We start from the raw sequence: 18,904 nt of genomic DNA, 5'->3' as shown, positions 1-18,904 counted from the left end.
CTCCCGGCCTTGGCCGTTCATTTGACTGATGGAGTGAACCCCCATGCGCCTTCCCTACGCCTACTCCTTGCTGGCGGCGAGCCTGCTCGCCTGTGCCCCGCTCGCCCAGGCGGCGAGCAATCTCGTCTACTGCTCGGAAGCCAGCCCCGCCGGTTTCGATCCGGCGCAATACACCTCGGGCACCGAGTTCGACGCCTCGGCCGAGACGGTCTTCAACCGCCTGGTGCAGTTCCAGCGCGGCGGCACCACCCTGGAACCGGGTCTCGCGACCCAATGGGAGGTGAGTGCCGATGGCAAGACCTACACCTTTCATCTGCGCCAGGGCGTGAAGTTCCACACCACCGACTACTTCAAGCCCACGCGCGACTTCAACGCCGACGACGTGGTATTCACCTTCCAGCGCATGCTCGACAAGCAGCAGCCGTTCCGTAAGGCCTATCCCACCGAATTCCCCTACTTCACCGACATGGGGCTGGACCAGAACATCGCCAAGGTGGCCAAGCTCGACGACCACACGGTGGTCTTCACCCTGAACCAGGTCGACGCCGCCTTCGCCGCCGACCTGGCGATGAGCTTCGCCTCCATCCAATCGGCCGAGTACGCCGCCCAGCTGCTCAAGGAGGGCAAGCCGGAGCTGCTCAACCAGCAGCCCATCGGCACCGGGCCCTTCGTCTTCAGCCGCTACCAGAAGGATGCGGTGATCCGCTTCAAGGGCAACCACGACTACTGGAAGCCCGAGGACGTCAAGCTCGACAACCTGATCTTCGCCATCACCCCCGACGCCGCCACCCGCCTGCAGAAGCTCAAGGCCAACGAGTGCCAGGTCAGCGGCTATGCGCGCCCGGCCGACCTGGTGGAGATGAAGCAGGATCCGCACCTGAAGGTGCTGCAGCAGCCGGGCTTCAACGTCGGCTTCCTCGCCTACAACGTCCAGCACCCGCCGTTGGACAAGCCCGAGGTACGGCGTGCCCTGGACATGGCCATCAACAAGCAGGCCATCGTCGACACCGTCTTCCAGGGGGCCGGCCAGGTGGCGCAGAACGTGATCCCGCCGACGCAGTGGTCCTACGACAAGCGTATCAAGGGCGCGCCCTATGATCCGGAGAAGGCCCGTGCCCTGCTCAAGCAGGCCGGGATCAAGGACGGCACCGAGATCGCCCTCTGGGCCATGACGGTGCAGCGCGCCTCCAACCCCAACGCCCGTCAGTCGGCGCAGATGATCCAGCAGGATTGGGCCAAGGTCGGCATCAAGGCCAGGATCGTCAGTTACGAATGGGGCGAATACATCAAGCGCGCCAAGGCCGGCGAACACGATGTGCTGACCTACGGCTGGACCGGCGACAACGGCGATCCGGACAACTGGCTCGGCGTGCTCTACGGCTGCAGCGCCATCGGCGGCAGCAACTATGCGCGCTGGTGCGACCAGGACTACGACGCCCTGATCCGGAAGGCCAAGACCAGCAACGATCGCGCCGAGCGCACCCGCCTCTACGAGCAGGCGCAGCAGATCATCCGCCAGCAGATGCCGGTGAGTCCCATGGCCCATTCGGTGGTGTCCCAGCCCATGCGCCAGGAGGTGCAGGGCTTCAAGATCAATCCCTTCGGCGTCACCGGTTTCTATGGTGTAAGCCTCGACCGCTGACCCTGTCCGGCCCGCCCGGCGGGCCTTTCACGAGGAGCCTTTCGTGTCCAAGCCACTCTTTTCCCTATCGCTCGCCGCCCTGCTCTGCCTGACCGCCAATGCGGCCTTCGCCCGTCCCCTGGTGGTCTGCACCGAGGCCAACCCGGAAGGCTTCGATCCGGGGCGCTACACCTCGGGCTACACCTTCAACGCCTCGGCTACGCCGCTCTATAACCGCCTGGTGGAATTCAAGCAGGGCAGCGCCGAGCTGGAACCCGGCCTGGCGGAAAGCTGGGAGGTATCCCCGGATGGCCTGCAGTACACCTTCGCGCTGCGCCAGGGGGTGAAATTCCACACCACCGAGTACTTCAAGCCCACCCGCGACCTCAACGCCGACGACGTGGTGTTCAGCTTCGAGCGCATGCTCGACAAGAACAACCCCTGGTACAACCTCTCCCCCAGCGGCTACCCCTACGCCGCGGCCATGGAGATGGGTACCCTGATCAAGTCCATCGAGAAGGTGGACGACCAGCACGTGCGCTTCACCCTCAACCAGCCCGAGGCGCCCTTCCTCGCCGACCTGGCCATGGCTTTCGGTTCGATCCTGTCCAAGGAGTACGCCGACAGCCTGCTGGCCAGCAAGAAGACCGACGACATCAACCAGAAGCCCATCGGCACCGGTCCCTTCGTCTTCCAGCGCTACGCCAAGGATTCCAACACCCGCTACAAGGTCAACCCGGACTACTTCGGCAAGAAGCCGCAGCTGGATGGCCTAGTGCTGGCGGTGACCCTGGACCCCAATGTGCGCATCCAGCGGGTGCGCAACAACGAGTGCCAGATCGGCTTGACGGTCAAGCCGCAGGATGTGCCGATGCTGAAACAGGACAAGCAGATCAAGCTGGCCCAGGTGGAAAGCCAGACCACCTCCTACCTGGCGCTGAATACCCAGCACAAGCCGTTGAACGACGTGCGGGTGCGCCAGGCCATGGCCATGGCCTTCGACCAGCAGAACTACCTGAAGACAGTGTTCGGCGAGGGCGGCGCCAAGCCAGCGATCAATCCCTACCCCTCTTCGCTGCTGGGCTACGCCAAGGACATCAAGCCCTGGCCCCATGACCTGGAGAAGGCCAAGGCGCTGCTCAAGGAAGCCGGCTACGCCGATGGCTTCACCCTCAAGTACTACATCAGCACCGGCAGCGGCCCAGGTGGCAGCCCGGCACTGGTGGCCCAGCTGATCCAGGGCGACCTGGCCAAGATCGGCATCAAGGCCGAGATCACCCAGTTCGAGTGGGGCGAATTCATGAAGCGCACCAAGGCCGGCGAACATGACCTGATGATGGCGAGCTGGACCGGCGACAACGGTGATCCGGACAACTTCCTCACCAACAACCTGAGTTGCTCGGCGGCACAGAGCGGTGAAAACCGTTCGTTCTGGTGCGACAAGGCCTTCAACGGCGCCATCGAGAAGGCCAAGCGCATCAACGATCCGGCCCAGCGCGCCGCCCTCTACGAGCAGGCCCAGCAGATCTTCCACCAGCAGATGCCGTGGATTCCGCTGGCACATCCGCTGTTCACCGACGTCCTGCAACCCAAGGTGCAGGGCTATGTCCAGAGCCCGCTGGGGGTCTACGACTTCTCCACGGTGACCCTCGACTGACCGGCGCCTGACGCCGAACCGAACCGGGCCCGGGCGGCCCGGCCTCCGCTGCCGTCCCGCTGCGTGCCGTTTCTCGGCGCGGCGGGTCCGGCTGGCCGAAAAATGCCCAGACAACCAGAAAACACGATCGCTTTGGAGCACAACCGATGACCAACGTCCACCGTGGCGGCCTCGCCCTCTCCCTGTTGACCCTGGCCCTGGCCGCCCACGCCCAGTCCCCGGCGCCGACCGATCCCAGCTACGCCAACGAGGTGCAGACCCTGCCCAACGTGCAGAAGCCGGTGAAGGGCCAGGAAGGCGCCAAGGGCTTTCTCGCCGATGACAGCCTGACCCTGACCACGCGCAACTTCTTCTCCCGCGAGACCAGCTCCGACCCCATCTTCAGCTACGGAAAGAACGGCACCCGGGTCCGCACCCATTCCCGCAACACCTGGGTCCAGGCCACGGCGCTCAAGTACAGCTCCGGCTACACCCAGGGCACCGTGGGCTTCGGCCTCGACGTGGCCGGCTACCAGGCCACCAACCTGGAGCGCGGCAATAGGCCGCATCGGCGGTGGCGGCAACCGCACCCTGGCCAACGCCGACGGCGAGGGCCATGCCGAGTGGTCCAAGCTGGGCATCGCCGATGCGCGGATGCGGATCTCCAACACCGAGCTCAAGGTCGGCCGCTTCATGCTCGACACCCCGGTGATCAGCTACAACGACAACCGCCCCTTCCCTTCCAGCTTCGATGGCCTGGCCTTCACCAGCGACGAGTGGGACAACCTCTCGCTGCAGGGCGGGACCTTCACCCGGGTGAGCCCGCGGACCGGCGCCGGCGACGAGAAGTGGACCACCGAGTACGGCACCCGCGAGGTCACGGCCGATCGCCTGAGCTTCCTCGGCGGCAACTACAAGCTGCCCCAGGGCTGGGAGGTCAGCGTCTATGGCGCCAATTTCGAGGACGTCTGGAATCAGTACTTCCTGAGCCTGACCCAGGCCGGTGGCAACCTGGACACCTTCGCCTGGAAGGCAGTGGCCAACGCCTATCGTACCCTCGACGCCGGCAGCGCCAAGGCCGGCGACATCGACAACACCGCCTGGAGCCTGGCGTTCACCGGCAGCCACCAGGCCCACAGCCTGACCCTGGCCTACCAGCAGATCGACGGCAACGAGTACTTCGACTACGCCCACGAGACGGCCGCCATCTACCTGGCCAACTCCCTGGTCTCGGACTACAACGGCCCCAACGAGAAGTCGCTGCAGATCCGCTACGAGACCGACTGGAGCTATTTCGGCGTGCCCGGTCTGAGCACCGGCCTCTGGTACGCCAAGGGCTGGGACATCGACGGCACCCACTACGACGCCGGCGCCGGCAAGTTCGCCAACTATGCCGAGGTCCTGCAGCAGGACGGTGAGAAGCACCACGAGATCGGCCTGATCACCACCTACAAGGTGCAGCAGGGCGCCCTCAAGGACAGTCGCTTCCGCCTGCTGCTGACCGATCACCGCGCCAGCCAGAACCAGATCGACGGCAACGTGAAGGAACTGCGCCTGGTCTCCACCCTGCCGTTCAACCTGCTGTGATGGCCAGGTCCGGCAGATTCAGCGAAGCGCCCGGCATCTGGCCGGGATCGCGTAGCGAACACCGGCGAAGCCCGGGCTATGTCGAGGATGTCGACAGCGCGGGCGACGTGGTAACCTGCCGGGCTTGCAGCGCCGTTCCAGAGCGCTCTTCGACAGTTTCAGTAGGAACGAACGAGGCGCCGTTATCAGGCATCGCTCGTCCAGCGCCAGGATGGCGCCTTCAAGGATGAATGGAGACCCACAAGGTCTCATCCAAAAACGCGGCCGGGCACGTACTCGCGCCGTCTTGATCAGCCTCAAGAGGAGACACCCCCTCCGATGCTCGCCTTCATCGCCCGTCGCTTCGGGCTGCTGATACCGACGTTCTTTGGCGTCACCCTGCTGACCTTCGCCCTGATCCGCCTCATCCCCGGCGATCCGGTGGAGGTCATGATGGGCGAACGCCGCGTCGATCCGCAGATGCACGCCGAAGCTATGCACCGCCTGGGCCTCGACAAGCCCCTGTACCAGCAGTATTTCGACTACATCGGCAATCTCGCCCAGGGCAACCTTGGCGAATCCCTGCGCAGTCGCGTCGGGGTCTGGGATGAATTCCTGACCCTGTTCCCGGCCACCCTGGAACTCTCGGTGGCGGCCATGCTGTTCGCCACGGTGTTCGGCGTGCTGGCCGGCATCCTCGCCGCCCTGAGGCGCGGCACCACGGTGGACCACGGGGTGATGGGCGTGGCCCTGACCGGCTACTCGATGCCGATCTTCTGGTGGGGCCTGCTGCTGATCATGCTGTTCTCGGTACAACTCGGCTGGACCCCGGTCTCCGGCCGCCTGGACCTGCTCTACGACATCCCGCCGCGCACCGGCTTCATGCTCGTCGACACCCTGCTCTCCGACGAGCCCGGCGCCTTCCTCGATGCGCTCAAGCACCTGATCCTGCCGGCCATCGTGGTGGGCACCATCCCCCTGGCGGTGATCGCCCGCATGACCCGCTCGGCCATGCTCGAGGTGCTGCGTGAAGACTACGTCCGCACGGCCCGGGCCAAGGGCCTGTCGCCCAAGCGGGTGGTCTTCGTCCATGCCCTGCGCAACGCCCTGATCCCGGTGCTGACGGTGCTCGGCCTGCAGGTGGGCAGCCTGCTCTCCGGCGCGGTGCTGACCGAGACCATCTTCTCCTGGCCCGGCATCGGCAAGTGGCTGATCGAGGCCATCGGCGCCCGGGACTACCCGGTGGTGCAGAACGGCATCCTGCTGATCGCCACCCTGGTCATCCTGGTCAATTTCGTCGTGGACATCCTCTACGGCCTGGTCAACCCGCGCATCCGCCACCAGCGTTGATGCGCCCGCACGGACAGAGCCTATGACAACGGTAAACACCCCGGCCGCTCAAGACCCGAGCGCCCTCTACCCCTCTCCCTTCAAGGAGTTCTGGCACGCCTTCGCCCGCAACAAGGGCGCCCTGGGCGGACTGGTCTTCATGGTTATCGTGGTCTTCTGCGCACTCTTCGCGCCCTGGGTCGCGCCCCATGCGCCCAGCGAGCAGTTCCGCGACTTCATGCTCACCCCCCCGCTATGGCTGGAAGGCGGCACCCGCCAGTTCCTCCTGGGGACCGACGAGCTCGGCCGCGACATCCTCAGCCGGTTGATCCACGGCGCCCGGCTGTCGCTGCTGATCGGTCTCGCCTCGGTGGTCTTCTCGCTGATCCCGGGCATCCTGCTCGGGCTGGTCGCCGGCTTCTCGCCCAATCGCGCGGGCCCGGTGATCATGCGCCTGATGGACATCATGCTGGCGCTGCCCTCGCTGCTGCTGGCCGTGGCCATCGTCGCCATCCTCGGCCCAGGCCTGATCAACACCGTGGTGGCCATCGCCGTGGTCTCGCTGCCCTCCTACGTGCGCCTGACCCGCGCCGCGGTGATGGGCGAGTTGCATCGCGACTATGTCACCGCCTCGCGGCTGGCCGGCGCCGGCACGTTGCGGCTGATGTTCGTCAGCGTGCTGCCCAACTGCATGGCGCCGCTGATCGTCCAGGCCACCCTGAGCTTTTCCTCGGCGATCCTCGATGCCGCCGCCCTGGGCTTCCTCGGCCTTGGCGTGCAGCCGCCCACCCCCGAGTGGGGCACCATGCTGGCCTCGGCCCGCGACTACATCGAGCGCGCCTGGTGGGTGGTGACCCTGCCGGGCCTCGCCATCCTCTTCACCGTGCTGGCCATCAACCTGATGGGCGACGGCCTGCGCGATGCCCTCGATCCGCGTCTGAAGGTGCAGTCATGAGCCTCCTCGAAATCCAGAACCTCTCGGTGCGCTTCGGCGGCACCGACGCCCCGCCGGTGGTGGAAGGCCTCGATCTCACGGTGGATCAGGGCGAGATCGTCGCCATCGTCGGTGAGTCCGGCTCCGGCAAGTCGGTGACCATGATGGCCGTGATGGGCCTGGTCGATCACCCTGGCCGCATCACCGCCGACCGGCTGCACTTCGACGGCCAGGACCTGCTCAGCCTCAAGGGCCGCCGTCGGCGCCACCTGATCGGCAAGGAGCTGTCGATGGTCTTCCAGGACCCGATGACGGCGCTCAATCCCAGCTATACCGTGGGCTTCCAGCTGGAAGAGGTGATCCGCCAGCACCTCGGTCTCAAGGGCGCCGCCGCCCGCCAGCGCGCCCTGCAGTTGCTGGAGAAGGTCGAGATCCCGGCAGCCGCCAGCCGCCTGGGTGCCTATCCGCACCAGCTGTCCGGCGGCATGAGCCAGCGCGTGGCCATCGCCATGGCCATCGCCGCCGAGCCGCGCCTGCTGATCGCCGACGAACCCACCACTGCCCTGGACGTGACCATCCAGGCGCAGATCATGGAACTGCTGGTCAACCTGCAGCGCGACGAGGGCATGGGCCTGATCCTCATCACCCATGACCTCGCCGTGGTAGCCGAGACCGCCCAGCGCGTGGTGGTGATGTATGCCGGCCAGGCGGTGGAGAAAGGCGTGGTGCCGACCCTGTTCGACGCCCCCGCCCACCCCTACACCGAAGCCCTGCTGGCGGCCATCCCCGAGCACAGCCAGACGGATCGTCTGCACACCCTGCCGGGCATCGTCCCCGGTCGCTATGACCGTCCCGCCGGCTGTCTGCTCAGCCCGCGCTGCCCCTATGTACAGCCGCGCTGCCAGGAGAGGCCGGCGTTGGAACCCTACGACCGCGGCGCGGTGCGCTGCTTCTTCCCGCGCAATGTCAGCCCGGGCGAGGCGCCCGAGGTGCTGCCCGAACATCAACGACCCAGCCAGTTGCCGGAGGATCGCCATGGCGCCGTCTGAAGCCACCGTCCTCGATAGCCCCGCTACCCAGGGGAACGTCCTCGAAGCCCGGAACCTGACCCGGCACTACCAGCTCTCCCGCGGCCTGTTCAAGGACAGCGCCACGGTCAAGGCGCTCAACGGCGTCTCCTTCGATCTCCAGGCCGGGCGCACCCTGGCCGTGGTGGGCGAATCCGGCTGTGGCAAGTCCACCCTGGCCCGCGCCCTGACCCTGATCGAACAGCCCACCGCCGGCAGCCTGCTGATCGGCGGCCAGGACGTCGCCCAGGCCGACGCTGCCCGGCGCAAGGCACTGCGCCGCGAGGTGCAGATGGTGTTCCAGAACCCCTACGCCTCGCTCAATCCGCGGCGCAAGATCGGCGACCAACTGGCCGAGCCGCTGCAGATCAACACCGATCTCTCCCGCGGCGAAAGACGCGAGAAGGTGCAGGCGATGATGCAGCAGGTGGGTCTGCGGCCCGAGCACTACCAGCGCTATCCACACATGTTCTCCGGCGGCCAGCGCCAGCGCATCGCCGTGGCCCGCGCCATGATGCTGCAACCCAGGGTACTGGTAGCGGACGAGCCGACCTCGGCGCTGGACGTGTCCATCCAGGCGCAGGTGCTCAACCTGTTCATGGATCTGCAGCAGCAGTACCGGACCGCCTATGTGTTCATCTCCCACAACCTCTCGGTGGTGCGTCATATCGCCGATGAGGTGATGGTGATGTACCTCGGCTGCATCGTCGAGAAGACCAGCCGCGACCTGCTGTTCGAACGGCCGCTGCACCCCTACACCCAGATGCTGCTGTCGGCCACCCCGAGCCTGCACCCGGACCCGAGCAAGCCGCGTATCCGCATCCAGGGCGAACTGCCCAATCCACTGGACCCGCCACCCGGTTGCGTCTTCCACCGTCGCTGCCCCTATGCCACGGAGAAGTGCAAGACCGAGGTGCCGGCCCTGCGCAACGTGGAAGCCCGCCAGGTGGCCTGCCACTATGCGGAGAACTTCCTGTAGGGATGGGCAACGCCGGGGGCAGGCGCAGTCTCCTCCGCCTGCATCCTGGCAGCAGGCCTACCCGCTGGAAAACGCGCTGCGGTTTTCCACGCCATAGCACTTATCGCGGCCATGGGCCGCTCCTACAGGTCGTAGTGTGGAAAACGGCGCAGCCTTTTCCACGGGTGAGTTCGCCGCGAAGGACTCCCTCACCCCAGCCCTCTCCCGAAGGGAGAGGGGGCGCTTGGAGCGGACGCTCGTCTTCAGTGACTCGGGCGATAAGACAGTGCTCCTACAGTGACATAGGTAACCCGTAGGAGCGGCCCATGGCCGCGATGGAGATCCAGCCCCATGCACATCCGCCCCTTCCAGCCCGCCGATACCGAGGCCGTGGTCAGCCTCTGGCAGGCCTGCGACCTTACCCGCCCCTGGAACGATCCCTACCGCGACATCCAGCGCAAGCTCGCCGCGCAGCCGGAGCTGTTCCTGGTGGGCGAAGTGGACGGCGTGCTGATGGCCAGCGCCATGATCGGCAACGACGGTCATCGCGGCTGGCTCTATTACCTGGCGGTGGCACCGGAGCATCGGCGCCGCGGCCATGCCCGGCGCCTGGTGGAGACCGCCGAGCGCCTGCTGATCGAACGGGGCTGCCCCAAGCTGCAGCTGATGGTGCGCCGCGAGAACACGGCAGTGGCGGGCTTCTATGTGGCACTGGGCTATGCGGAGGTTGAGGCCGTCACCCTGGGCAAGCGGCTGATCGCCGACGATTAAATTGGATGACGGACAGCCCTACCCGCCGCTGGGCCCCACGGCCAGTGGCAAACGCTCCGCGGTTTTCCACGCTACGGGCTAGCGTCCACCGTAGATACAAGGGTGGGTAACGGGGCAGCCCAGACGGTATCCACGGGGTGTAGCCTGTCTGGAGTGGATGGACAGGACCCTGAGAGGAGACGGGCTTCCGAATCCCCTGCCAGCGAGGCGGTCATGTCCCTGTCACCCCGCTGTCAGGCTGCTGTCGGGTTGTCGTCGTGTCGGACAGCAGGCCCTGCGGCTACGCTTTTGCTCGTCTATCACCGCTGGAGAAACCGACATGCAACTGCCCAACAAGATCAAGGAACACCGCCTGGCTCGGGCGTGGTCGCAAGAGCAGCTGGCCGAACTCGCGGGTATCAGCACCCGTACGGTGCAACGCATCGAAAATGGCGAGCAGGCCAGTCTGGAGACGCTGAGCGCCTTGGCCGCCGTCCTCGAAATCAGCGTGGGTGACCTGACAGGGCAGGCCACTCAAGCGGTGGGATCCGCCGCAGACGAGCGGATCGCGAATGCCCGTGAACAGGTAGCCGCCGAGATCGGCTTCTATTGGCAAGTGCTGCGCGGCCTGGTCATCTGCGTCTTTCTCTACGTGCTCAATCGCACGACCTCGCCTGAGAGCCACTGGTCCCTGTGGGTCGCCGTCATCTGGGGAATTCTGTTGCTGGGTCGTGGCATCCAGACCTTCTTCCTGCGCGACAGGATCGCCCTTTGGCAGCACGGCCGGCTGCAAAAGCTCTTGCGAAAATAGGGAACGCCGCTGATGGGCACCAGAATTAAGCGCAGTTGAACTGCCTAGTCGGCCATAGCGCTGCCATCCGGCCGTCAGACTTCTGAGCCAGGCCGCGATGTTGGGCTGCAATACGCTCAGCGCCAACCTGCGGGCGTGCCACCAACCGCCGTAGGTTGGGCTGAGACGACCCATCGTCGAGTCCCAACACCCCAGACCTGTTCCTTGCTATTGGGCTTCGCTGCGCGCAACCCAACCTAAGCTTAGCTTAGCGGGGCAGCAATCCCACCAATGGCCCCGGATGCTTGCGGACCTCGGCGTAGGGCACCAGGGTGCCGCCGGGTTCGTCGCAGTTGCGGGCGGCGCGAAAGAAGGTCGGGCCGAGGTAGAGGCCCTCGGGCGTCAGGTACCAGGGGCGAATTGCCAGACGTCGGCGCTGCGGTAGTCGCAGCCGTCGCCAGCGGCCGGGGCCTGCATCAATTCGGGATACAGGCGAATGAACAGCCGTATCACCCAGGGTGCCAGGGCCCTTGCCCGGTAGTCCGCCAGGGCCTGGGAATAGCGATCTTCCGCCGCGGGCCGAATCGGCTTGCCGTGGCCCAGCCAAAGGAAATCCTCCAACGCCAGCTCCTGGCCGGTCTTGAGATCCAGGGTCAGGGGTGCACTACCGAAATCCGGATGGGCGGCGCCGCTGCAACTGTACTGGCTGAACAGATTGACGCTGAGTACCCGCTCGGTGAGCAGTTGGGGCGTCACCGTCAGGCTATGGTCACCATCGCTGCCGACGCAGCTCAGATGGGCATCCACCTCCGTCCAGAGTCGCTCGCGCAGCGCAGCATTGGCCATCTCGCTGGCGCCTGCCACGGTGAACAGCCGCATGCCCGAGATGGGCTCGCGCCACCAGCGCAGCTCGCGGCCCATGAAGGCCTGGCGCTCGCCTTGTTCCAGCTTGAGCCCCTGCAGGCGACGGAATTCGTAGCGATCGTCCTGGCGCAGTTTCTGCCGATAGCGATCCGCGGCTGGGGCCTGGGCCAACTGCAGGGGTGCCAGGGCGATGGGCAGGGTCTTGCCGTCGCCGCTCCAAATGCCGGTCCAGCGACCGTCCTTCCCGCGCGTCAGCGACCAGCTTGCCTTGGGGCCGTCCTGCCAGGGCGCGCCCTCTTCCAATTTCAGCTGGTCACCCGACTGCGCCGGACCGCTCAGCCGCAGATCACGCCGGTAGCGGTCGTAGAAATAGCGACCATAGGCTTCGTCACCCGCCGCCGTGTCGACGTCCACCACCACGACGGCCTTGCCGAGGGTCCCTTCCAGCAGCAGTTTTTCCGCATGGGCACTGCCGGTGAACGTGATCAGCGCCAACCACAGCGCGCAAAGGCGAACGCTCATAGGATCTCCAGTTTTGTCTCGATGGCCTCAGAGCCTGTTCAAAGTCTCGCGAGCTAGAGCCAAACAAGGCCTAGGCGGCCCCGCGAAAATAGCTGAGGAAGCGGATCGGACCCACGCTCGGGTTTACGAGTGGTAAATGAGCATTCCGACGGGGCTGGCCTTCCAGGCCATTTTCACCGTAGTTTGGCCGACGCGCAGCAGACGTTGAACAGGCTCTCAGGGTAGAGCAGCGGCGTCAGGCTGTCCTCTACAGGCGTCGCTCACCCATGGGAGAATGCGCCTTTTCCGCCAACCTCGGACGCCCATGGACCTCCCCGCCCTGCTCTCCCGCCTGCACGCCATCCGCGACGCCAACGCCTGGCGGCGTTACCACAACCCCAAGAACCTGGCGATGGCCGCCAGCGTCGAGATGGCCGAGCTGGTGGAGATCTTCCAGTGGAAGAGCGACGCCGAGGCGCGCGAACTGAGCGCTGCCGAGCGCGAACATGCCGGCCAGGAGATCGCCGACGTGCTGCTCTATCTGCTGCAACTGGGCAGCGAACTGGGGCTGGACGTGGAACAGGCGGTACTGGCCAAGCTGGCCGACAACGAGAGGCGCTTCCTGCCGTGAGCGATACCTTCTTCGACGACCGTGCCACCCGCTTCGCCGCCAACATCTATGGCGGCACCAAGGGCGCCATTCGCCTCGCCGTGCTGCAGGCGGACCTCGCCGAGGTGCTGCCGCAACGCCCGCTGCGGGTGCTGGACATCGGTGCCGGCCTCGGCCACATGAGTCTCTGGCTGGCCCAGCAGGGTCACGCCGTGACCCTGGCCGAACCCTCGGCCCCCATGCTCGCTGGCGCCCAGGAGGCCTTCGCCGCTGCCGGCCTCAGCGCCGACTGGCTGGCGCTGCCCTGGCAGGAGCTGCCCGGCTTCGCCGAACCCTTCGACCTGGTGCTCTGCCACGCCGTACTGGAATGGCTGGAGACGCCCACGGCCATCCTGCCTACGCTGCACCGTTGCCTGGCCCCGGACGGTTGGCTGTCCCTGGCCTTCTACAACCGCGACGCCCTGATCTATCGCAACCTGCTCAAGGGGCATTTCCGCAAGCTCAGGCGCGGTCACTACGCCGGTGAAGGTCGCGGCCTCACCCCGCAGCAGCCCCTCGATCCCCGTGAGGTGGAGACCTGGCTGGCGCCACAGTGGCAGATCCAGGCACGCAGCGGCGTGCGCGTCTTCCACGACTACATGCCAGCGGATTTCCAGTCCCGTGCCGACGGCGAGGAACTGGTGGCCATGGAGCTGGCCCATCGGCGCCATCCGGTCTTCGCTGGCCTGGGGCGCTACCTGCACTGGCTCTGCCAGGCTAAGGCAGGATAGCGCCGGGCACGGTATGCTCTGGCCAGGCACTCCGTCGAGGAAGAGGTCATGCGTCGCCCCCTGTTCTGCCTGTCGCTCGCGCTGCTCACCCTGGCCGGTTGCCAGAGCCCCAACCCTTACGTCGCCAGCAGCCTGCCGGAGGCCTCCGCGCCGGTGCTGCCGCAGCAGGACCCGGCGGCCTATCCGGCGGCCCCCATCGATTGGAGTCGCTACCGGACCTGGGCCTGGGCGCCCGGTGCGGCGGTGGTCAGTGGCGGCCTGGATGGCCAGACCGTGCGGCAGGTGGTGGCGGACGGCCTCGACCAGCGTGGCCTGCGTCCGGCCGTAGGCGGCGCCCGCGCCGACCTGCAGGTACGCGCCCGCCTCACCCAGCAACAACGCAGCGAGCAGTACACCGACTATTACGACACGAGCTACGGCTACGGTGGCTACGGTCCCTATGGCTACGGCCCCGGCTACGGCGCCACGGTTGGCCAGGCGCGCACCCGTACCCGCACCTACGTGGTCGACGTGCTGGAGGTGGAACTGCTGGACCCCGCCACCGGCCGCCTGCTCTGGCATTCGGCCGCCGAACAGGCCGCTGGCGGCAGCAGCGGCGAACGCGCCCGCTCCCTGAGGGACACCACCCAGCGCCTGCTGGCCAACTATCCGCCCCGCTGAGAACCTGTTCAGGATCTGCTGCGCGTCGGCCAGACGGCGGTGAAATCGCCCTGGGTCGCCAGCCCGGCCTGGGCGGCCCCGGCGCCATGCTCATTTACCCTGTCGTAAGCTCGTTCGCGAGCCCGGTCCGCTTGTTTGGCTCAAGCTCGCGAGATTATGAACAGGTTAGAAGGGGATAAGTCGTCCTTAAGCCAGTCCAAGCAGACTGACCACCTCATCGTCGAGGCCTGCCCATGAAACGCTGCCTGTTCCTGCTTTCGGTCCTGCTGCTCGCCGCCTGCGCCGAGCGGGGGCCAAACAATCTGGACTACGATGCCAGCCGCGATTTCGCCGCCTATCGCAGTTGGAGCTGGGCGGACCCGGCCATCGAGTACCGCCCCAACGATCCGCGCATCCGCAGCGATCTCACCGAGCAGCGCCTGCGCGATGCGGTCAGCGGCGGCCTCGATCAGCGCGGGCTGCGCCCCGCCGCGGCCGGCACTCGACCGGACCTGAGGATCAAGCTCTATGTGATCCTCGACCAGCGCCAGCAGAGCTACAGCTACGCCGATCCCTACTGGGGCGGCGGCTGGGGCGGCCCCTGGGGTCCTGGCTGGGGCCCTGGTCCCTGGGGACCCGGCTACGTGCGCACCCAGACCGTCAGCTATCCGGTGATGACGGTGCAGCTCGACATGCTCGACGGTCGCGACGGCAAGCTGGTCTGGCGCGCCAGCGAAGAGCGCCTGGCGGACGACCAGAACGCCACGCCCGCCCAGCGCAACGCCGCCTTCGGCCGCCTGGTCAACGAGTTGCTGACCGCCTACCCGCCTCACCGCTGAGCGCAACGACCGTCCGGGGGGCTACCGTCACCCCCGGTCAGAAGGCTGGGGGCCTGCGGCCTGGGCACACGGATAATCGCCTGCGGCCAGTCACGCCACGGACGGACTCAGGTGGCCAACCGAATGCCTAGCCGCCGCCCCGTATCAGGTCCTGCATGCTGTCAGTTCCCGTCGCCACCCGCCGAAGCCACAACCTCCTGCTGCGGCTGTTTCCGGCCATCTGCGCCCTGCCGATCCTGCTCGGCCTGGGCTGCTACCTGCTGATCAAGACCGCCACCAGCCAGGATGCCGACGTCCAGCAACGCGCCCAGACCTACATCGCCCGTACCCTGGCCCAGGTGCAGAACGAGATCGGCCACAACATCATCAACTACGCCAAGTGGGGCGAGGCCTACAAGCACCTGCACCTGAGCGTGGACCTGTTCTGGGCCAACGACGAGCGCAACGTCGGCGACATTCCCTACGAGCTCTATGGCTACAACGGCGTGTTCGTCCTGAACCCCGAGGATCGCACCGTCTATGCGGTGATCGACGGCGTGCCTACACAGCGTCCCGCCGAGCAATGGCTACAGGGCGACCTGATCGAACTGCTGGCGGCGACGCGCGATCACCCTGGGGAAACCGACAGCGTGGTACGCCTGTTCGGCGTCGCCGGGGTACCCGCGCTGGTCGCCGCAGCGACCATCACCCCCGGTGCCAGCTCCAGCGTCGCCGCCGAGGCCGGGACGCCGTCGGTGATGCTGTTCGTCAACGTCCTCGATCCGATCAAGCTGGACCACCTGAGCGATACCTACGGCCTGCCGGCGCTGCAGCCCTCGCCGACGCCCCTGGAAGGCTTCGAGTCCATGCACCTGCTGGACTCTCCCTGGCTGCTCAACTGGCGGCCGCCGCAGCCCGGTGCCCACCTCTTGCGCCAGACCCTGCCGGTGTTTCTCGCCGGGGTGCTGGTGCTGGCCCTGGTGCTGGCGTTGTTGATCCGCCACGCCCTGAGTTCGGCCCGCCAGCTCGACCAGCAGTTCGATGCCCTGGTCACCAGCCAGGCGGAACTGACCCGAAGCGAAAGACGCTTTCGCGACCTCGCCGAGGCCGCCTCCGACTGGCTCTGGGAGGTCGATACCGAAGGCCGGATCTCCTACCTGTCCGAGCGCTTCGCCCGGGTCACCGGCAATACCCCGCACAGCTGGCTGGGCCGCTCCCTGGCCGAGCTGTTCAGCCCCGAGACGACCACCCTGGCCGCCTGGCTCGCCGCCAGCACCCAGCGTAGCGATGAGCGCGAAGTGCTGCGCTGCCACTATCGCGACCGCCTGGGCCAGCCCCGCGTCTGCGAGATCACCGCCCGGCCGCTGCCCCAGGGCAACGGCTACCGCGGCACCGCCAGCGACATCACCGCCGCGGTCACCGCCCAGGCGGAAATCGAGCACCTGTCCCTGCACGACAGCCTGACCGGCCTCTCCAACCGCTTGCATCTGCAGCAATTCCTTGCCGGTCAGCTCATGGGGGCGGCGGCCCCCCTCACTCTGCTCAGCCTCGACCTGGACCGCTTCAAGCCGATCAACGACAGTCTCGGGCACGCCGCCGGCGACCACGTGCTGCAGAAGGTCGCCCAGCGCCTGCAGACCAACCTGCGTCCCGGCGGACTGGTCGCCCGCATCGGTGGCGACGAATTCATCGTGGTCCTGCTGGGCGCCCTGGAAACGGAGGTGATCGAGCAGATCTGCGCGCGCCTGGTGGCGGCCCTGAACCAGCCCATCGTCCTGGAAGAGCAGACGGTGAGCGTCGGCACCAGCATCGGCATCGCCCAGGCCCCCAGCCAGGCTACCCAGGCCGAAGAATTGCTGCGGCTGGCCGACATCGCGCTCTACCAGGCCAAGGCCGCGGGACGCAACGGCTGGTGCTTCTACGCTTCGGCGATGGACGCCCAACTCAGCCAGCGCCGCCAACTGGAACAGGAGCTGCGCCTGGCCATGGAGCAGGCCCGCGACCAGTTGCGCCTGCACTTCCTGCCGTACCGGGCCAGTCGCGACGGCCACCTGCTGGGCTTCGAGGCCCAGGTGTTCTGGGCGCATCCGATCCGCGGCCTGCTGCCCCCCGCCGCCTTCCTGCCGCTGGCCGAAGACAGCGGCCTCAGCCTTCCCTTGGGTAGCTGGCTGCTGGACCAGGCTTGCCGCGAAGCGGCGACCTGGCCCGCCAGACTCAAGGTCGGAGTGCGGCTGTCGACCCGCCAGTTCAATGGCCGTGCACCGCTGGCAGACGGCGTTGTCCAGGCCCTGCAGGACAGCGGTCTTACGCCCGCGCGGCTGGAGCTCCAGGTCAGCGAAGCGACGTTACGGGACGATACCGAAGCCCGGCTCGGGCAACTGGCGGCGCTCAAGGGGCTGGGCGTGCGCCTGAGCCTGGCGGACTTCGCCGGGGGCAGCGCCGCACTCGCCCTGGTGCGCCGCCTGCCAATGGACGGTGTGCGCCTCGACCCGGGCCGACTGCCACCCGGCGAAAACGGCTCGGCCGATCCGACCATCGTCCGCTCGCTCGCCATCCTCGGGCGGTCGCTGGGCGTAGACGTGGTCATCGAAGGGCTGACGGCAACGCAGCGGGAGTGGCTAGACGACCTGCCCTGCGACGAGGTCCAGGACGCCATCGCCCTGGCCGCCAGCGAGCTGGCGCCGCTACTGGCCCGCGTGACGCCACCCGCCTAGCCAGGCGTCAGAGGCGCTCCAGCCAACCGAAGTCGCCGCCCCGCATCGGCACCGGATAACAGCCGTAGGGGGCATAGCCGTGGGTGCAGACCGGATCGGCGAGCTGCAGCGGCTCCGGCGGCGACCGCGTCAACCAGCCATCCAGCAAGGCGAGCGCGAGCAACAGGGCGATGAAAAGCACGGAGCGAATGGTTCTTGTAGTACGCATGGTGACCTCCTGCGGGGCATGGCGACAGTCCGAAGGACAGTGCCCTGCCTCTGCAGTATCGACCCACCGCGGCTGCTCCGCCGCCCCGGACGGACACCATTCGCGCAATGCTGCACTACCGCTGGTGCAACAGTTCCCCGGCGAGCGCAACGTTTCCCGGACCAGCTGCGGTGGACGCCCTTTCCCGCCAGCCATTCCCGCGCCCAGGGAGGGGACGAGGATGAGGGCAATCCGACCGACTCGCTGATCGGTCCCGGACAAGGCTCCGCCGTTGTCCAGGCTACGGCACTACCGCTGGTGCAACAGTTACCTCCGTGGACGCAACGCTTCCCGGACCAGGCTGTGGGGCCGCCCTTCCCACCAGCCCATCCCCGCTTCCCTGGGAGAGGACAAGGATGAGGGCAATCCGACCGACTCGCTGATCGGCACCGGACAAGGCTCCGCCGTTGTCCAGGCTCCGACAGAAACGACACCGCCACACCGAACCCTCCCTTCTCCTCCCGGAAGGGAGCCAGGATGAGGGCAATCCGGCCGGCTCGCTGCTCGACCCCGGACAAGGCTCCGCCGTTGTCCAGGCTACGGCACCTAGGTCCCTCCGCTCCCTACCGCTCCCTTTCCCTCCAGGAGAGGACTGGGGTGAGGGTCGAGCCGGCCAGCTCGCTGCTCGGCACCGGACAAGGCTCCGCCGTTGTCCAGGCACCGGCACTCAGGCCTCCGCTCCCTACCGCCCCCTCGCCCTCCGGGAGAGGGTTGGGGTGAGGGTAGATCCGGCTCAGGCGATCTCCACCTGGTCTCCGTTCAGCCGCACCGCCCAGGTGGGCAGCGCCTGCTCGGGATACTCCAGGCAGCCACCGTCGCTCAGGCGGAAATGCTGCTTGTACAGCGGCGAGGCGATCACCAGGTCGTCGCCCAACTGGCCGACGATGCCGCGGCCGATGACGTTGGCACCGGACTTGGGATCGCGGTTGCCCACGGCGAAGACCTTCTGCGCGGTGTCGGGCAGGTAGAACAGCGCCACCTGCTCACCGTCGTGCAGGGCCACCACCCCGGAGCGGGGCACCAGGTCGGCCAGGCTGCACAGGGGTTGCCAGGCAGGTTGCAGGGCGCGTGCGGTGTTGGTCTGGGTCAT

At 67.0% G+C, this 18,904-nt stretch carries 16 protein-coding genes and 1 pseudogene; 14 read left to right on the top strand and 3 right to left on the bottom strand.

Annotated features, from left to right (window positions below):
• Positions 1–43: 43 nt before the first annotated feature.
• The 9 genes and pseudogenes from AR540_RS03515 to AR540_RS03475 all read left to right on the top strand — a co-directional run bounded on the left by AR540_RS03515 (position 44) and on the right by AR540_RS03475 (position 10,672).
• A complete protein-coding gene (locus AR540_RS03515; RefSeq protein ID WP_059226457.1) occupies positions 44–1,642 on the top strand; it encodes an ABC transporter substrate-binding protein in 1,599 nt (532 codons plus the stop codon).
• Between the two features lie 43 nt (positions 1,643–1,685).
• On the top strand, positions 1,686–3,278 hold the full coding sequence (locus tag AR540_RS03510) for an ABC transporter substrate-binding protein (protein ID WP_059226456.1): 1,593 nt from the start codon (positions 1,686–1,688) through the stop codon (positions 3,276–3,278).
• Between the two features lie 146 nt (positions 3,279–3,424).
• Positions 3,425–4,844, top strand: a pseudogene (locus AR540_RS03505) (OprD family outer membrane porin).
• 318 nt (positions 4,845–5,162) lie between these two features.
• Positions 5,163–6,173 carry an ABC transporter permease subunit gene (locus tag AR540_RS03500; RefSeq protein ID WP_059226455.1) on the top strand — a complete coding sequence of 337 codons (1,011 nt, stop codon included), beginning with the start codon at positions 5,163–5,165 and terminating at the stop codon, positions 6,171–6,173.
• A 22-nt stretch (positions 6,174–6,195) separates the two neighbouring features.
• Positions 6,196–7,107: an ABC transporter permease subunit gene (locus AR540_RS03495; RefSeq protein ID WP_059226454.1), complete on the top strand. Its 912-nt coding sequence runs from the start codon at positions 6,196–6,198 to the stop codon at positions 7,105–7,107.
• On the top strand, positions 7,104–8,135 hold the full coding sequence (locus tag AR540_RS03490; RefSeq protein WP_059226453.1) for an ABC transporter ATP-binding protein: 1,032 nt from the start codon (positions 7,104–7,106) through the stop codon (positions 8,133–8,135). The genes AR540_RS03495 and AR540_RS03490 overlap by 4 nt, the downstream gene beginning before the upstream one ends.
• Positions 8,122–9,132, top strand: coding sequence for a peptide ABC transporter ATP-binding protein (locus tag AR540_RS03485; RefSeq protein ID WP_059226452.1), 1,011 nt, complete (start codon positions 8,122–8,124; stop codon positions 9,130–9,132). The genes AR540_RS03490 and AR540_RS03485 overlap by 14 nt, the downstream gene beginning before the upstream one ends.
• Before the next feature lie 330 nt (positions 9,133–9,462).
• The gene (locus AR540_RS03480) at positions 9,463–9,882 is read left to right on the top strand and encodes a GNAT family acetyltransferase (protein ID WP_059226451.1); all 420 of its coding nucleotides are present in this window, start codon (positions 9,463–9,465) and stop codon (positions 9,880–9,882) included.
• 319 nt (positions 9,883–10,201) lie between these two features.
• Entirely contained in the window at positions 10,202–10,672 is a 471-nt protein-coding gene (locus AR540_RS03475; RefSeq protein WP_059226450.1) for a helix-turn-helix domain-containing protein, read from the top strand.
• Between the two features lie 381 nt (positions 10,673–11,053).
• Here the strand turns inward: AR540_RS03475 and AR540_RS03470 are convergent, their stop codons facing one another.
• Entirely contained in the window at positions 11,054–12,037 is a 984-nt protein-coding gene (locus tag AR540_RS03470) for a hypothetical protein (RefSeq protein WP_236712001.1), read from the bottom strand.
• Positions 12,038–12,341: 304 nt separating this feature from the next.
• Here AR540_RS03470 and AR540_RS03465 point away from each other — a divergent pair, with 304 nt between their 5' ends.
• The 5 genes from AR540_RS03465 (at position 12,342) to AR540_RS03445 (ending at position 17,567) form a co-directional block, all read left to right on the top strand.
• Positions 12,342–12,647, top strand: a complete 306-nt coding sequence (locus AR540_RS03465; RefSeq protein WP_059226449.1) for a nucleotide pyrophosphohydrolase — start codon at positions 12,342–12,344, stop codon at positions 12,645–12,647.
• Positions 12,644–13,396, top strand: coding sequence for a methyltransferase domain-containing protein (locus AR540_RS03460; protein ID WP_059226448.1), 753 nt, complete (start codon positions 12,644–12,646; stop codon positions 13,394–13,396). Before AR540_RS03465 ends, AR540_RS03460 begins: the two co-directional genes overlap by 4 nt.
• Positions 13,397–13,444: 48 nt before the next feature.
• On the top strand, positions 13,445–14,056 hold the full coding sequence (locus AR540_RS03455) for a DUF4136 domain-containing protein (RefSeq protein ID WP_059226447.1): 612 nt from the start codon (positions 13,445–13,447) through the stop codon (positions 14,054–14,056).
• Positions 14,057–14,289: 233 nt separating this feature from the next.
• The gene (locus AR540_RS03450) at positions 14,290–14,874 is read left to right on the top strand and encodes a DUF4136 domain-containing protein (RefSeq protein WP_059226446.1); all 585 of its coding nucleotides are present in this window, start codon (positions 14,290–14,292) and stop codon (positions 14,872–14,874) included.
• A gap of 155 nt (positions 14,875–15,029) precedes the next feature.
• A complete protein-coding gene (locus AR540_RS03445; protein ID WP_059226445.1) occupies positions 15,030–17,567 on the top strand; it encodes a bifunctional diguanylate cyclase/phosphodiesterase in 2,538 nt (845 codons plus the stop codon).
• A 7-nt stretch (positions 17,568–17,574) separates the two neighbouring features.
• Here AR540_RS03445 and AR540_RS03440 read toward each other — a convergent pair whose 3' ends face one another.
• On the bottom strand, positions 17,575–17,775 hold the full coding sequence (locus AR540_RS03440; protein WP_059226444.1) for a hypothetical protein: 201 nt from the start codon (positions 17,773–17,775) through the stop codon (positions 17,575–17,577).
• Positions 17,776–18,547: 772 nt separating this feature from the next.
• Entirely contained in the window at positions 18,548–18,904 is a 357-nt protein-coding gene (nirD, locus tag AR540_RS03435; RefSeq protein ID WP_059226443.1) for a nitrite reductase small subunit NirD, read from the bottom strand.

This window comes from Pseudomonas sp. EpS/L25 (assembly GCF_001512295.1).
Taxonomy (GTDB): domain Bacteria; phylum Pseudomonadota; class Gammaproteobacteria; order Pseudomonadales; family Pseudomonadaceae; genus Chryseomonas.
The sequence above is the reverse complement of the archived record's forward strand: the minus strand, read 5'-3'. Positions and strand labels throughout refer to the sequence as shown.